Annotated in this window: 15 protein-coding genes; 11 read left to right on the forward strand and 4 right to left on the reverse strand. The window is 63.2% G+C overall.

Going from position 1 to position 14,254, the window contains the following annotated elements; genetic code table 11:
* The first annotated feature begins 5 nt into the window (after positions 1 to 5).
* Together ACOOEX_RS08505 and ACOOEX_RS08510 are read left to right on the forward strand one after the other, a co-directional pair.
* Positions 6 to 2,387, forward strand: coding sequence for a DUF3772 domain-containing protein (locus tag ACOOEX_RS08505; protein ID WP_420397996.1), 2,382 nt, complete (start codon positions 6 to 8; stop codon positions 2,385 to 2,387).
* Positions 2,387 to 3,109, forward strand: a complete 723-nt coding sequence (locus ACOOEX_RS08510) for an alanyl-tRNA editing protein (RefSeq protein WP_420397997.1) — start codon at positions 2,387 to 2,389, stop codon at positions 3,107 to 3,109. Before ACOOEX_RS08505 ends, ACOOEX_RS08510 begins: the two co-directional genes overlap by 1 nt.
* Positions 3,110 to 3,234: 125 nt before the next feature.
* Here the strand turns inward: ACOOEX_RS08510 and ACOOEX_RS08515 are convergent, their stop codons facing one another.
* From ACOOEX_RS08515 to ACOOEX_RS08530, 4 genes are all read right to left on the reverse strand, one after another.
* Positions 3,235 to 4,308, reverse strand: coding sequence for a hypothetical protein (locus ACOOEX_RS08515; RefSeq protein ID WP_420397998.1), 1,074 nt, complete (start codon positions 4,306 to 4,308; stop codon positions 3,235 to 3,237).
* A gap of 86 nt (positions 4,309 to 4,394) precedes the next feature.
* Positions 4,395 to 5,447 carry a YeeE/YedE family protein gene (locus ACOOEX_RS08520; RefSeq protein ID WP_420397999.1) on the reverse strand — a complete coding sequence of 351 codons (1,053 nt, stop codon included), beginning with the start codon at positions 5,445 to 5,447 and terminating at the stop codon, positions 4,395 to 4,397.
* A 35-nt stretch (positions 5,448 to 5,482) separates the two neighbouring features.
* Positions 5,483 to 5,830, reverse strand: coding sequence for a metalloregulator ArsR/SmtB family transcription factor (locus tag ACOOEX_RS08525; RefSeq protein ID WP_420398000.1), 348 nt, complete (start codon positions 5,828 to 5,830; stop codon positions 5,483 to 5,485).
* 216 nt (positions 5,831 to 6,046) lie between these two features.
* Complete coding sequence (locus ACOOEX_RS08530; RefSeq protein WP_420398001.1) at positions 6,047 to 6,424, reverse strand: thioredoxin fold domain-containing protein; 378 nt, start codon at positions 6,422 to 6,424, stop codon at positions 6,047 to 6,049.
* A gap of 81 nt (positions 6,425 to 6,505) precedes the next feature.
* Between ACOOEX_RS08530 and ACOOEX_RS08535 the strand changes: the two genes are divergently transcribed.
* The 9 genes from ACOOEX_RS08535 (at position 6,506) to ACOOEX_RS08575 (ending at position 14,251) form a co-directional block, all read left to right on the forward strand.
* A complete protein-coding gene (locus tag ACOOEX_RS08535; protein WP_420398353.1) occupies positions 6,506 to 7,243 on the forward strand; it encodes a cytochrome c biogenesis CcdA family protein in 738 nt (245 codons plus the stop codon).
* Positions 7,244 to 7,265: 22 nt separating this feature from the next.
* Entirely contained in the window at positions 7,266 to 7,841 is a 576-nt protein-coding gene (locus ACOOEX_RS08540; protein ID WP_420398002.1) for a thioredoxin family protein, read from the forward strand.
* Between the two features lie 106 nt (positions 7,842 to 7,947).
* On the forward strand, positions 7,948 to 8,406 hold the full coding sequence (soxX, locus tag ACOOEX_RS08545) for a sulfur oxidation c-type cytochrome SoxX (RefSeq protein ID WP_071689716.1): 459 nt from the start codon (positions 7,948 to 7,950) through the stop codon (positions 8,404 to 8,406).
* A 38-nt stretch (positions 8,407 to 8,444) separates the two neighbouring features.
* A complete protein-coding gene (soxY, locus tag ACOOEX_RS08550; protein ID WP_420398003.1) occupies positions 8,445 to 8,867 on the forward strand; it encodes a thiosulfate oxidation carrier protein SoxY in 423 nt (140 codons plus the stop codon).
* A gap of 24 nt (positions 8,868 to 8,891) precedes the next feature.
* Positions 8,892 to 9,215, forward strand: coding sequence for a thiosulfate oxidation carrier complex protein SoxZ (gene soxZ / locus ACOOEX_RS08555; protein WP_071689718.1), 324 nt, complete (start codon positions 8,892 to 8,894; stop codon positions 9,213 to 9,215).
* Positions 9,216 to 9,256: 41 nt separating this feature from the next.
* Complete coding sequence (gene soxA / locus ACOOEX_RS08560) at positions 9,257 to 10,105, forward strand: sulfur oxidation c-type cytochrome SoxA (RefSeq protein ID WP_420398004.1); 849 nt, start codon at positions 9,257 to 9,259, stop codon at positions 10,103 to 10,105.
* Positions 10,106 to 10,204: 99 nt separating this feature from the next.
* A complete protein-coding gene (soxB, locus tag ACOOEX_RS08565) occupies positions 10,205 to 11,902 on the forward strand; it encodes a thiosulfohydrolase SoxB (protein WP_420398005.1) in 1,698 nt (565 codons plus the stop codon).
* Between the two features lie 53 nt (positions 11,903 to 11,955).
* Positions 11,956 to 13,227: a sulfite dehydrogenase gene (soxC, locus tag ACOOEX_RS08570; protein ID WP_420398006.1), complete on the forward strand. Its 1,272-nt coding sequence runs from the start codon at positions 11,956 to 11,958 to the stop codon at positions 13,225 to 13,227.
* Positions 13,211 to 14,251 (forward strand): c-type cytochrome, encoded by a 1,041-nt coding sequence (locus tag ACOOEX_RS08575; protein ID WP_420398007.1) that lies wholly within the window; start codon positions 13,211 to 13,213, stop codon positions 14,249 to 14,251. Before soxC ends, ACOOEX_RS08575 begins: the two co-directional genes overlap by 17 nt.
* The last annotated feature ends 3 nt before the right edge of the window (positions 14,252 to 14,254 follow it).

The following is a 14,254-nucleotide window of genomic DNA, read 5'->3' on the forward strand; positions in this document are numbered from 1 at the left end:
GGGTGATGATCCACCGCTTCCTTGCCCTCTGTCTGGTCGTTCTGACTGCGCTGACCGCAACGGTCTGGGCGCAGGACACCGCTGTCGGCCCGGACTATGACCAGTGGACGCAGTTGGCGGAGCGTGCAGAAGGCGTGATCGATGCCGAACGCGCGTCCGATCCGGCATTCGAGACGCTGCGGGCGCAGATCGTCGAGTATCGCGAACAGTTCAGGGCCGCGACCGGAACCAATGCCGCGCGCATCGAGACGCTGCGCGCCCAGATCGTGGCGCTTGGCCCGGTGCCAGAGGATGGCAGCCCCGAGCCGGATGCGATTTCCAGCCAGCGGACCGATCTTGGCGCCCGGCTGTCCGAGGCCGAGGCCCCCGGACGTCGGGCAGAGGCAGAGTTGCGCCGTGCGCAGGGGCTGATCGGCGAGATCGACCGCCTGCTCGCCAGCCGACAGGCCGGGGCGTTGCTGACATTGCAGCCGTCGCCGATAAACCCGTCCAACTGGCCCGGGGCGATCTCGGCGGTCTTCTCCTATCTCAATTCGCTGGCCAACGAGAATCTGCGGCTTTGGAGTTCGCCCATCTACCAGGAGGAATTCAGTGAGAACCTGCCGCTGGTTCTTCTCTATTTCCTGGCGGGCATGGTGCTGATCCTGCGCGGGTGGAAATGGGTCGGACGGATGATGCGCCGCCCGGTGGAACAGGAAGAAAGCTCGCCCACGGCGCGGCTGTCGGTGTTCTTCCTGTCGATTGCGCAGCACGGGCTGCCGGCGCTCGGGGTGATTGCCTTGGCGCAGGCGGTCGAGGAAAGCAGCTTCGTGGGACTGCGCGGCTCGGTCATCCTGGCGGCGATACCGCAGATCGCCATCACTGTCGCGGCCGCCATCTGGATCGGGCGGCAGGTATTCCCGGCGCGCGAAACGGCTGCGCGGCCGCTGAATCTGCCCGAGGTCAAGCTGGCCCGGGGGCGGCGCGCGGCGGGCTGGCTCGGCCTGTTGATGGGCGTGTCGCAGCTGGTCCATGCCATCGCGGAAAGCGAAGGATTTCAGCCTGCGGAACGGCTTGTCATCTTCTTTCCGCTGGTGATCCTGACCGGCCTCTTTCTGGCCCGTCTCGGGCGGTTCCTGGTGTTGCATGCAAAGGCCCAATCCGACCTGGAAGACCCGGCCAGTCTGCGCACCCGCGTCTTCGGGCTGATCGGCCGTGCAGTGCTGCTGTTGGGTTTTGCCGGTCCGGTGCTGGCCGGGGTGGGCTACTTCACCGCCGGGTCGAGCTTTCTGTTTCCTGCCGTTCTGTCCCTGTCGCTGCTGGCGCTTCTCGGGGTTCTGCAAAGGCTGGTGGCCAATGTCTACGGCGCCTTCACCGGACGGCAGGACGGGCTGGACGAGGCGCTGACTCCGACCCTGATCGGCTTTCTGCTGACCATCGCCTCGGTGCCGATCTTCGCCCTGATTTGGGGCATGCGGCAGGCGCAGCTTGCGGATCTGTGGGAACAGCTGATCCTCGGCTTCGACCTGGGCGGTGTTCATATCAGCCCGCGCAGTTTCCTCAGCTTCGCAATCGTGTTCGTCGTCGGATATACTGCAACCCGTCTGATCCAGAGCACCCTGCGCAATTCGGTCCTGCCCAAGACCAAACTGGACGCGGGCGGGCGCAACGCGGTTGTCACTGGCACCGGCTATGTGGGGATCTTCCTCGCCGCGCTTGTGGCCATCACGGTGGCGGGGATTGACCTCAGTTCCATCGCCATTGTCGCCGGTGCCCTGTCCGTCGGCATCGGTTTCGGCCTTCAGGCCATCGTGTCGAACTTCGTCTCGGGCATCATCCTGCTGGTGGAACGCCCGATCAAGGAAGGCGACTGGATCCAGATCGGGACGACCGCGGGATATGTGCGCGAAATCTCGGTGCGCTCGACCCGGATCGAGACCTTCGACCGGTCTGATGTGATCGTGCCCAATGCCGACCTGATTTCCGGTGTGGTCACCAACATGACCCATCACAACGCCACGGGCCGGGTGATCGTGCCCGTGGGCGTGGCCTACGGGACCGATACGCGGCAGGTCGAAACCATTCTGAAAGAGGTGGCCGAGGCCCATCCCATGGTGCTGCTGACGCCACCGCCCAATGTGATCTTCCAGGGCTTTGGGGCCGATAGCCTCAACTTCGAGATCCGGGCGATCCTGCGCGATGTGAACTGGATGCTGAGCGTGAAGAGTGACATGAATCACGAGATCGCCAAGCGCTTTGCCGAGGCGGGGATCGAAATTCCCTTCGCACAGCGCGATATCTGGATCCGTAATCCCGACGCGCTGAAAGACACGACTGCCCTGACCGGGGTGGAGACTGAAGAAGACGGGGATGACACCGATGCGCCCCCGCAAGAGGAGCAGACCTGATGACCAAGCAGCTATTCATGGAAGACGCCTATCGCAAATCCGCTCCGGGCACGGTGGTGCGGATCACCGAGGAAGGTGGCGTGGTTCTGGATGGCGCGCTCTTCTATGCGCAGGGCGGTGGCCAGCCGGGGGATAGCGGCACGCTCGATTGGGCGGGTGGACGGCTGCGGATTGCCACGACCGTGAAGGGCGAGGGGGGCGAGATCGTGATGGTCCCCGCCGAGGCCGGAGAGCTGCCGCCGGTGGGCGCGACGGTCGAACAGCGGCTCGACTGGGACCGGCGATTTGCCCATATGCGCGTGCACACCGCGCTGCATCTCCTGTCCGTGGTGATCCCGCTGCCGGTGACCGGTGGCGCGATTTCCGCCGAGAAGGGGCGGCTCGATTTCGACATGCCCGATGCACCCGATGACAAGATGGTGCTGCAAGGCAAGCTGAACGCCTTGATCGACCGCGATCTGCCGGTCAGCGAGACATGGATCACCGATGCGGAGCTTGAAGCCAATCCCGGTCTGGTCAAGACCATGTCGGTCATGCCCCCCATGGGCGCGGGCCGGGTACGGCTGGTCAGGATCGGTGAAGAGGGGTCGAGCCAGATCGACCTGCAGCCCTGCGGCGGCACCCATGTGCGGCGCACCGGCGAGATCGGCAAGGTGACGCTTGGCAAGATCGAGAAGAAGGGCCGCCAGAACCGCCGGGTAAGTGTCATTCTGGCCGAGTGATCCGTGGCAGGCGTGGGGTGGGGAACGGCCCGTCTCGAGCCCCCTTTCAGGGAGCCCTCGCCGTGCCGTCGGGGGGGCGCCGCCCCCCTGCGACCCCCCGAGGTATTTCACCCAAGATGAAAGGGTCAGACGATCCAGGGGATGAAGGGGTAGAGCAGCGCGATGCCGATCGGGCCAAGGGGGAAGAGCCAGGGCGCGATGGCGATCTTGACGGGCAGGGGCGAGAGGTCTGCGCCGCGCCTGCGGTCGAGCGCCGGGGCCGCTGCCAGTACCAGCAGGACAGAGAAGAACAGGCAATGCGACCAGCGGCCATAGTCGACGCCGAGGGCAAACAGCGCCAGCGTCGCGGCGGGCGCGAAGAGGAGCAGGTCGGGCACCTCGGTGTTCAGCCGGTAGTGGCGGTGGAGCAGCAGCAGCGGCACAAGCGCCGCATAAGCCGCGATCAGGTAATGTGAGGGCGGGAAGCCGCGGGCCGGTTCCATGATCTCCCGGGTCCAGACCGAGGCGGCGAGATTGGCCTCGGGCGGCAGGGTGGTGGCCAGGTCGATCTCGGTTCCGCCCCAGAGCATCAGCGCGATCGTGGCGGCAAGGGCAGGCAGGGCAATGGTCGCGGCCTCGGTCAGCGACCGGCGCAGGGCCAGGGCGACAACGACGGGGACGCCGTAGAACAGCACCGCCTCATGCACCAGCATGGCGGTGGTCATGAGCAGTGCGGCAAGCCATGCGCGGCCTTTCAGGATTGACGTGACTGCCATCCCGGTCAGCACGAAGTTCACATGATCGAGCCGCGCCATGTCGTAACCCATCTGCATCATTCCCACGGGCGCGATCAGTATGGCGGCGGCAAGGAATCGCTGTCCGGGGGCGGCATCTGCAAGCGGCAGGAACATGCGGGAGGCGGCCACGGCCAGACCCATGCACAACAGAAGATCGAGCCCGAGCATCACGCCATATTCGGCCACGCCTCCGTTCGGCAGTACCGCAAAAAGGGGGGCCATGACGGACCCGATCAGCCCCCGGCGCAAAAAGCCGAACTCCTGATAGCTGACATGATAGTGGGTCAGGTTCCAGACCAGCGCGTCGGGGGGCGTCCCCGACAGCGCCCACCCCATCAGATGCGGGCTGGCCCCGATCAGCCAGGCCAGCAGGGCCAGCAGGACGAAGCCGTTCCGGCGCTCCTTGTTCCAATCTATCGCCATATGCGCCTGCCTTGTTCCCTGCGGCCCCCGCCTTGCGCGAAGTCTAGGGGATTATGGCCCGATCACAAAGACTTCTGCGGAAACGCTTAGTCCGCGTTGCGGAAACCCTGCCCATAGATCAGGAAATGTAGACCGATCCGGGCACCCGCATAGATGCTGAGCAGCGTGACAGGAGCAGAGAGGCCGAGGACAGAAAAGGCCGACAACCCCTGACCGATGGAACAGCCGCTGGCCAGCACCGCGCCCACGCCCATCATCGAGGCCCCGACCAGTTGCCGCCCCAGCTCGCGGGCATCGTCGCAGGCTTCCCACCGGAAGTGACCCAGGCGGGTATTGCCCAGAAAGGCCCCTGCGACCACGCCCAGAACCGAGCCCATGCCAAATGTCACGGCTGTGCCGCTGGAGGTCATGGCGAAAAGGATGGTTTCTCCGATCGGGGCGGCGAATGTGTGGTTTGCGACGCTGATCGACTCGAAGCTTTCGAAATGCAGCCATTGCAGGGCGCCCCATGTGGCGGCGATGGTCACCCCGACGATGGCCGCCCAGATCGCGTGGGGACGAAACTCCGACCAGTCGGCGCCGCGCATGGCCAGCCCTGCCAGAAGGGCGGCAATAATGGTGGCGGTGGCCAGGGGTGGCAAGCCGATGGCGCTTTCGACCATCTGGGCGATACCGGAGGGGTTCTCGCTGGACTGGCCCGGAACCAGGGCCAGACGCAGCCCCGAGAGCGGGCCGGAAATGGTGGCATAGGCGGTGATGCCCATTGTGACCACGACGACGCCAGAGCGAAAATCGCCGCCACCGATCCGGGCCAGCGCGCCGAAGCCGCAATTGCCGGCCAATGCCATGCCAACCCCGAAGAGCAGCCCACCCGCGACAGCCCCGACAATGGACCAGCGGGTCAGATAGAAGACATCCGCAGGGTTCAGCAGTCCCGCCGACATCAGCAGGTGGGTGCCCAGGATCGCCACGCCGAGCGCAATGCCCCACATGCGCAAGCGGTTGTCGTTGCCGCCATAGCTGGCATCCTCGATCGCGGCGAGCGAACAGAACCGGCCGATCCGTGAGGCAAGGCCAAGAATGATACCCGTCGCGAGCCCGATCAGGGCCGCAAGTCCGGCGTCGGAAATCTCTGGCATCAGGCGTCCTCCCAAACGCACCGGGCCACCGTCGGTCAGGCCTCGGGCATCTCGGGATTACAGAACATATCGTAGACGAGTTCAAGAATTCTGATCGCGCGCTCATCGCAGAGACGATACCAGATCACTTTCCCGTCGCGCCGGGTGGCGACCAGACCTTCCAGCCGCAGACGGGCCAATTGCTGCGACACCGCCGCCTGACGCGCGGCCAGCAGCTGTTCCAGCTCGGTCACGGATTTTTCACCGGTGGCAAGGTGGCACAGGATCATCAGGCGGCCTTCATGACTGACAGCCTTGAGCAACTGGGCAGCTTCTGTTGCGTTGTTGGCAAGCCGCTCCATCTCGTCGTCCTCAAGGTCCGCTAGCCGCGCCGGTAGACCCATTTTCCCGCGCCCCTTGTAAAAATGTCGGGTCGACTGCGCCTTTTGGCGCAATTGTTGGGCATATGGACCGATCAGGGTGGAATAGTCCAGCGTTTACTAAGGTTTCTCGTGTGGTTTCAATCCGTCTGGCAAGTCTCGTCCTGCTTCCAAAGCCGGGTGTCTCTGACGTCCGAGCGGAATCCCGGCCCGGCGCGGGGTGAGAGGGGGCCTTGGTCCTCACGGGGCCGAGACCGCGTTGCGATGCTCGGACAGCCGACGTGACAGCAGGTCCATATGCATCCAGAACAGTTCATCCCCGACATAGCCTTCGGCGCGGGCGATTTCCTGCCCGTCCTCGACCAGAACGAAGGTAGGGGTGAAGACAACGCGGCTGGCGAAGGTCAGGTCTTCGGGCAGGTCATGCAAATCCACGATGCGCAGCGGGGCGGTTTCGGCGAATTCCGTCAGAGGATAAATCTCGCCCACATCCGTGTGCCAGCGGCGGCAGTAGACGCAGCCATCCTGTTCGACCATCACAAGGGCGGTATCCGCCGCCACAGTGCTGGCCAGGCCAAGCGCTGCGATACAGGCCGCGACAAGAAGTTTGGCATTCATCGGCATACCCATGATTGACGCCTTTCACATATAATGTATTTTGAATGTGTGAATATGGCAAGTGCAGGGGAGGGCAGGCGCATTTTCGACATCAGCTTTGGCGGCGCGGCGCTTGCGGGACTTCTGTCGTTCCTGTCGCCCTGTATCCTGCCCATTGTGCCCTTCTACCTGTCCTATCTCGCGGGGATGAGCGCCGATGACCTGGCCGCAGCCCGCGAAAACCGAGGTGCGAGCCGTCAGGCGATCCTGCCCGCGATTGCCTTCAGCCTCGGCATCCTGACCATCTTCATGGCGCTTGGAATGGCCGCGTCCAGTTTCGGGCAGGCGGTGCGCGACGCGATGCCGGTGCTGCGGTGGATCGCGGCGGCGATCATCCTGGCCATGGGGCTGCATTTCCTTGGCGTGGTCAAGATCCCGATTCTCTATCGCCAGCTGCGCGCAGACAATCAGATCGACCGCGGCAAGGGTATTGTCGGGGCCTATGTGATCGGGTTGGCCTTCGCCTTCGGCTGGACACCCTGCGTGGGTCCGGTTCTGGCCGCAATCCTGTTCACGGCGGCGGATGCGGGCACCGCCACGACGGGCGCGTTGCTGCTGATGGTCTACGGGCTCGGCATGACATTGCCATTCATCGTTGCCGCCGCGTTTGTCGGTCCGTTCATGCGCTGGATGGGGCGGTTTCGCCGGCACATGGGCAAGGTGGAAAAGGGAATGGGCGTCTTGCTGATCGTCTTTGCCGTGCTGATCGCAACGGATTCGATCAATGTCGTGGCGCAGTGGATGATCGACTATGGCCCGGACTGGACGGGCATCGGATGACCATGATCGGGAGGAACGCACCATGAAACAGCTTATTTCGGGACTTGCCGGACTCGTTCTCGGCGTGGCCACGGCATTCCCGGCTGTCGCCGAACTGGACGATAACGGCCTTCATGTGGAGACCTGGATCGAGGAAACCTTCCTCGATCTGCGCGAGGATCTTGGTGACGCCAATGCCAACGGCCAGCGGTTGCTGATACTCTTCGAGCAACGTGGGTGCATCTATTGCAACGAGATGCATGAAAACGTCTTCTCGCGCGAGGATATTGCCGCGATGCTGGACGAGGATTTCTTTGTGGTCCGGCTGAACCTGCATGGCAGCCTTGAAGTCACCGACTTCGACGGAGAGGCGATGAGCGAGCGCGACATCGCCCGCCGATGGGGGATTCTGTTCACGCCGACGCTGATGTTCATGCCCGAGGATGTGCCCGATGATCAGACCGCCGTGCAGGCCAGCGTGGCGACGATGCCGGGGGCATTTGGCGGGTGGACGACGTTCAATCTGCTCCATTGGGTGCAGGAACACGGCTATGACGGCGACGAAGGATTCCAGCGCTATCATGCGAGAAGACTTACAGAAATGGGGATCATCGAGTGATAGTGATGGGCAAGATTCCTGCATTGCAAATTCATAAATGCGAATTTAATGTTGCAAGGAATCGTCCCCGCACCCTATTGTGGACGGAAGAATACAAACGGGAGGAATGGACGTGAAACTTACAGCTCTTGCAGCTGGCGTGCTTATGGTCGCCGCTCCGGCGTTCGCGGACGAGGTTGCGCATGCTGACGTCGTGTTCGGCGAATACGGAGAGGTCGAGGCTTCGTTGACCGGCGTGCCGGGCGATGCTGCGGCCGGACGCGAGGTCTTCATCAATCGCCGCCTTGGCAACTGCCTGGCCTGTCACGAGAACAGCGATATGGCGGACCAGCCGTTCCATGGCGAGGTAGGGCCGATGCTTGACGGTGTCGGAGACCGCTGGTCCGAGGCGGATCTGCGCGGGATCATCGTGAACTCGAAAAACGTATTCCCGGACACGATCATGCCAGCTTTCTACGTGAGCGAAGGCTTCATCAATGTACGCGAAGATTTGACCGGTCAGTCGATCCTGACGGCGCAGCAGGTGGAAGACGTGGTCGCCTACCTGATGACGCTTCAGGACTGACAGTCGGCTTTATACGAGACACTCAGGAGGAGACGAAAATGAACCTGACGCGCAGACAAGCGCTGATCACGGCGCTCAGCGCCGCAGCTGTGGCGGGCATCCTGCCGCGCTCGGCCTCGGCCCAGTCCTTGGAAGACGCGATGGCGGCCTTCACCGGCGGCGCGGAGGCTTCCGAAGGCGGGATCATCATCACCGCGCCGGAAATCGCGGAAAACGGCAATACCGTGCCGGTTGAAGTGGAAGCCGATGGCGCAGCGCGCATCACCATCTTTGCCGCCGGCAACCCGAATCCGGGTGTCGTGACCTTCGCCTTTGGCCCGCTGGCCGCGGTGTCGCGCGCTTCGACCCGGATCCGCCTCGCGGAAACTCAGGATGTGGTGGTCGTGGCCGAGATGGCCGACGGCAGCTACCAGATGGCCGCGCAAGAAGTCAAAGTCACCATCGGCGGCTGCGGCGGCTGAGCGAAAGAAGGAGGAGTAAGACCCATGGAAGGTGTTCGCCCCCGCGTTCGAGTCGACAGTGCCACCGAGGCCGGTGCCGTTGTCGAAGTCAAAACCCTGATCAGCCACCCGATGGAATCGGGCCTTCGCCGCGATGGCGATGGCAACCTGATCCCGCGCCAGATCATCAACCGCTTCACCGCCGAATATAACGGTGAAATGGTGATCGACGTCACGCTGGAACCGGCTATCTCGACCAACCCCTATTTCGAGTTCGATGCCACCGTGCCCGAACCCGGCACGTTTACCTTCACCTGGTATGACGATGATGGGGATGTCTACACATCCACCAACGACCAGAGCTTCTGATCGCTGGCATCCAGGAAACGAGAATAATAGGGAGGACCAAGATGCCAGGAAACGCACGCAGAGCCACGATGGCCGTACTGCTGGCAGGGACCGTTATGGTGGCCCCGGCTCTCGGTGACGAAAGCGCCGAGCTTGTGATCGACGGACAGGTTTTCGTCACCCGCACAGAAGCGCCGGAGCACATGGAATATGTCCCCGAGATCATCTCGGGTTGGGTATTCCGGTCCGCGGAAACTCAGGCCGTCCAGATGGACGACTTCGACAATCCGGGCATGCTCTATGTGGATGAAGGTCTGGATCTGTGGACCCAGGTGGATGGCGAGGCAGGGGAATCCTGCGCGTCCTGCCATGGCGACGCAGAAAGCATGGCCGGCGTTCGCACGCAGATGCCGCATGTGAACGAAGACGGCGAGCTGTGGGCGATGGAGGACTACGTCAACAACTGCCGGACAGAACGCATGGAGGCGGAAGCCTGGGGCTGGGAAAGCGGCCCGATGCTGGCGATGACCACCATGATCTCGTATCAGTCGCGCGGCCTGCCGATGAATGTGCAGATCGACGGCGAAGCACAGGAATACTGGGAACAGGGACGGGATCTCTACTACACCCGCTTTGGCCAGTTGAACCTGTCCTGCGCCAATTGCCACGAAGACAACTACGGCAACATGCTGCGGGCCGACCACCTGTCTCAGGGGCAGTTGAACGGCTTCCCAGTCTACCGCCTGAAATGGGCCGGTGTCGGGTCCATCCATCGCCGTTTGCGGGGCTGCATCAGCGATACGCGCGCGGAAACCTTCGGGCGTGGCTCGGATGAGCTGACTGCATTGGAACTCTACGTCTCCTCGCGTGGTAACGGTCTGTCGGTCGAGGCTCCCTCGGTCCGCAACTGACATCAAGAAGACCCGCTAAGGGCCTGAAAACAAGAAAAGACCCTCCGACCTTTGGTTGGGGGGATCAATAGACACATGCTTGCAAAACGGAACTGACGCATGATTTCCCGCCGCGAATTTCTCCAGGCTTCGGTTGCCGCTTCCGCCATTCTGGGGGCCTCTGGCACCGGACGGTGGGGCCGTCTGGCTGCGCAACAGCGCCTGATGACCCAGGATGACCTGCTGAACATGGAGGCCGTGGGCAATGTCACGCTGATCCATATCACCGACATCCATGCGCAGTTGAAACCGATCTATTTCCGCGAACCCCAGATCAATCTGGGCGTCGGCGAGGTGAACGGCTTGCCGCCCCACGTGACTGGCGCGGATTTCCTCGACCTCTACAACATCCAGCCCGGCAGCCCCGAGGCTTATGCGCTGACCTATAACGATTTCGAGGCCCTTGCCGCGCAATATGGGCGTCTTGGCGGGCTCGACCGCGCCGCGACGGTGATCAACCATATCCGCTCAGAACGCCCTGGCGCGCTGCTCTTGGACGGTGGTGACACATGGCAAGGCAGCCTGACCGCGCTGCGCACCAATGGCGGCGACATGGTCCGCGCGATGAACGCGCTTGGCGTCGACGCCATGACCTCGCATTGGGAATTCACCCTTGGCATCGACCGGGTCACCGAGATCGTCGAGAACGAGCTGAACTTCCCGTTCCTTGGCGCGAATATCTTCGATTCCATGTGGGACGAACCGGCCTATGAACCCTACCGCATGTTCGAACAGAACGGCGTCAACATCGCCGTGATCGGGCAGGCCTTCCCCTATATGCCGATCGCAAACCCCGGCTGGATGTTCCCCGACCTGTCCTTCGGTATCCGCGAAGCACGCGTGGCCGAGATGGTCGAGGAAGTGCGCGGGGCAGGGGCCGAGGTCGTGGTGCTGCTGTCGCATAACGGCTTTGACGTCGACCGCAAACTGGCCAGCCGCGTGCCCGGCATCGACGTGATCCTGACCGGCCACACCCATGACGCGCTGCCCGAACCGGTGATCGTCGGCAATACGCTGGTCATCGCCACCGGCAGCCATGGCAAATTCGTCAGCCGCCTTGACCTTGATGTGCGCGATGGCGGCGTGCAGGGCTATGGGTATCGCCTGATCCCGATCTTCTCGGACGTGATCACCCCCGATGCCGAGATGGCCGCGCTGATCGACGCCGAACGCGCGCCCTACGAGGCGGAACTGGGCGAGGTTCTGGGCCAGACCGCCAATACGCTCTACCGGCGCGGTAATTTCAACGGCACCTGGGACGATCTGCTGTGCCAGGCCATGCTGGAAGAACGCGACGCCGATATCGCGCTGTCGCCCGGCTTCCGGTGGGGCACCAGCGTGCCCGCGGGGCAGGCGATCACCAAGGAAGAACTCTTCAACGCCACGGCGATGAGCTATCCGAACTGCTACCGCACGGAAATGACGGGCGAATTCCTGCATGTGATCATGGAGGATGTGGCCGACAACCTGTTCAACACCGATCCCTATTATCAGCAGGGCGGCGACATGGTGCGCGTCGGTGGCATGGGCTACCGCATCGACATCAGCCAGCCACAGGGCAGCCGCATCAGCGACATGACCCTGCTGCGCACCGGCGAACGGATCGACCCCGCCACGACCTACACCGTCGCCGGGTGGGCCAGCGTCAACGAAGGCACCGAAGGTCCGCCGATCTGGGAGGTGGCCGAGGCCTATATCCGCCGAATGGGCACCGTGGACATTCCGCCCAACCAGTCCGTGATCGTGACCGGAGGCTGAGCAAAGAGATGAACAAGACACCAATGACAGACGAAGCTGAGCGGAGGACGGACATGACCGACAGCCCCCACAAGAACGGCACCACCCGCCGGGGGTTCCTTGCAGGAACCGCCGTGGCCGGGGCGGCCGCCATCACGGGAACCGTAGCGCGGGCAGATGCGCCCGATCCGGCCATCACCGAGGTACAGCCCTGGGCGCGGTACCTGGGTGAGGGCGTCGATGCGCGGCCCTATGGCTATCCGTCGGAACACGAGGCGCATGTTGTGCGCCGCAACGTGGAATGGCTGACTGCCGATCCGATCTCCTCGGTGAACTTCACCCCGATTCACGAGCTGGACGGGATCATCACCCCGAACGGGCTGTGCTTTGAACGCCATCATGGCGGCATCGCCGAGATCGACCCGGCCCAGTACCGGCTGATGATCAACGGCCTTGTGGACCGCGAACTGGTCTTCACCTTGGAAGACATCATGCGCTTCCCCCGTGAAAACCGGGCCTATTTCCTCGAATGCGCGGCAAACTCGGGCATGGAATGGCGTGGCGCGCAGCTCAATGGCTGTCAGTACACCCACGGCATGATCCACAACGTCATGTACACGGGCGTTCGCCTGCGCACCCTGCTGGAAGAGGCCGGTGTGCAACCCGAGGGCGAATGGCTGCTGGCCGAAGGCGCGGATGCCTCGGCGATGACGCGTTCGATCCCGATGGAAAAGGCGCTGGATGACTGCATGGTTGCCTTCAAGATGAACGGCGAGGCGCTGCGCCCTGAACAGGGCTATCCGGTGCGTCTGGTCGTGCCCGGTTGGGAAGGCAATATGTGGGTCAAATGGCTGCGGCGGCTGGAGGTCGGTGATCAGCCCTGGCACCACCGGGAAGAAACCTCGAAATACACCGATCTCTTTGCAGATGGCCGCGCGCGCCGCTTCACTTGGGAAATGGACGCCAAATCCGTCATCACCAGCCCCAGCCCTCAAAAACCGATCAGCCATGGCCCCGGCCAGATGGTGCTGACCGGTCTGGCGTGGTCGGGTCGCGGCACCATCCCGCGCGTGGATGTGACGCTGGATGGCGGCATCAACTGGCACGAGGCCCGCATGGACGGCCCAAGCTGGGACAAGTCGCTGCACCGCTTTTACTATGATTTCGAATGGGACGGCTCGCCGATGATCATCCAGAGCCGCGCGCATGACAGCACCGGCTATGTGCAGCCCACCAAGGACGAGCTGCGCGAAGTGCGGGGCGAGAACTCCATCTACCACAATAACGGCATCCAGACCTACGCCGTGGCAGCCGACGGGAGCGTTGAAAATGTCGAAATCGCTTAAGCTTCTCCTGACCGCCGCCACGCTGACGGCCCTCGGGGCGGCCGCAAGCGCACAGACCTATGGCCTGGGCCGCGAGGCGTTGCCCGAAGAGGTCGCCGCCTGGGATATCGACATTCGCCCCGACGGGCTCGGCCTGCCGGTTGGCTCCGGGTCGGTTCTGGACGGCGAAGAGGTATTCCTGGAGCTTTGCGCGTCCTGCCATGGCGATTTTGCCGAAGGCGCCGGCCGCTGGCCGCCGCTTGCGGGCGGGCATGGCTCGCTTGCGTCGGACGATCCGCTGAAAACGATCGGTTCCTACTGGCCGTATCTGTCGACGGTGTGGGACTACGTGCACCGCGCCATGCCCTTCGGTGACGCGCAGTCGCTGAGTGATGACGAGGTCTACGCGATCACGGCCTTCCTGCTCTACATGAACGATATCGTGCTGGAGGATGACTTTGTCCTGTCGAACGAGAATTTCGGCGATATCGTCATGCCGAATGCCGACGGGTTCTACATGGATGACCGCGAGGAAAGCCCGCTTTGGGGCCCGCGCGAGGTCTGCATGACAGACTGCGCGGAAAGCGTGGAAATCACCATGCGCGCCAATATCCTCGACGTGACGCCCGATGACGCGGCGGCCCGTGAGGCCCGCGAAGGCGGTGGCGCAGAGGCCGTGGAAGAAGCCGCGACCGAGGAAGCGGCCGAAGACCCCAATGCCATCGACATGGAACTGGCAGAGGCAGGCGAGGGCCTGTTCCGGCAGTGTTCCAGCTGTCACCAGGTGGGCGACGGGGCGCAAAACCGCACCGGTCCGATCCTGACCGGGATCGTTGGCGCACCGGCCGGGCTTGTTGAAGGCTTCCGTTATTCCAACCCGATGCAGGCGGCAGCCGAAGAGGGGCTGGTCTGGACGCCGGAAGAACTCCATGCCTTCCTCGAAAACCCGCGCGCCTATATGCGCGGCACGCGGATGGCCTTCCGTGGGGTGGCAGATGAGGCGGATCGTAACGCCATCATCGAATACCTCCGGTCGGTGGAATAAGAA

The sequence above is a fragment of the Nioella sp. genome, from assembly GCF_965215655.1.
GTDB lineage: Bacteria > Pseudomonadota > Alphaproteobacteria > Rhodobacterales > Rhodobacteraceae > Nioella.

Bases quoted from the DNA above. Each gene is read 5' to 3' on its own strand.
- ACOOEX_RS08505 (WP_420397996.1), top strand. From the start codon at position 6: ATGATCCACCGCTTCCTTGCCCTCTGTCTGGTCGTTCTGACTGCGCTG.
- ACOOEX_RS08510 (WP_420397997.1), top strand. From the start codon at position 2,387: ATGACCAAGCAGCTATTCATGGAAGACGCCTATCGCAAATCCGCTCCG.
- ACOOEX_RS08515 (WP_420397998.1), bottom strand. From the start codon at position 4,308: ATGGCGATAGATTGGAACAAGGAGCGCCGGAACGGCTTCGTCCTGCTG.
- ACOOEX_RS08520 (WP_420397999.1), bottom strand. From the start codon at position 5,447: ATGCCAGAGATTTCCGACGCCGGACTTGCGGCCCTGATCGGGCTCGCG.
- ACOOEX_RS08525 (WP_420398000.1), bottom strand. From the start codon at position 5,830: ATGGGTCTACCGGCGCGGCTAGCGGACCTTGAGGACGACGAGATGGAG.
- ACOOEX_RS08530 (WP_420398001.1), bottom strand. From the start codon at position 6,424: ATGAATGCCAAACTTCTTGTCGCGGCCTGTATCGCAGCGCTTGGCCTG.
- ACOOEX_RS08540 (WP_420398002.1), top strand. From the start codon at position 7,266: ATGAAACAGCTTATTTCGGGACTTGCCGGACTCGTTCTCGGCGTGGCC.
- soxX (WP_071689716.1), top strand. From the start codon at position 7,948: ATGGACGTGAAACTTACAGCTCTTGCAGCTGGCGTGCTTATGGTCGCC.
- soxY (WP_420398003.1), top strand. From the start codon at position 8,445: ATGAACCTGACGCGCAGACAAGCGCTGATCACGGCGCTCAGCGCCGCA.
- soxZ (WP_071689718.1), top strand. From the start codon at position 8,892: ATGGAAGGTGTTCGCCCCCGCGTTCGAGTCGACAGTGCCACCGAGGCC.
- soxA (WP_420398004.1), top strand. From the start codon at position 9,257: ATGCCAGGAAACGCACGCAGAGCCACGATGGCCGTACTGCTGGCAGGG.
- soxB (WP_420398005.1), top strand. From the start codon at position 10,205: ATGATTTCCCGCCGCGAATTTCTCCAGGCTTCGGTTGCCGCTTCCGCC.
- soxC (WP_420398006.1), top strand. From the start codon at position 11,956: ATGACCGACAGCCCCCACAAGAACGGCACCACCCGCCGGGGGTTCCTT.
- ACOOEX_RS08575 (WP_420398007.1), top strand. From the start codon at position 13,211: ATGTCGAAATCGCTTAAGCTTCTCCTGACCGCCGCCACGCTGACGGCC.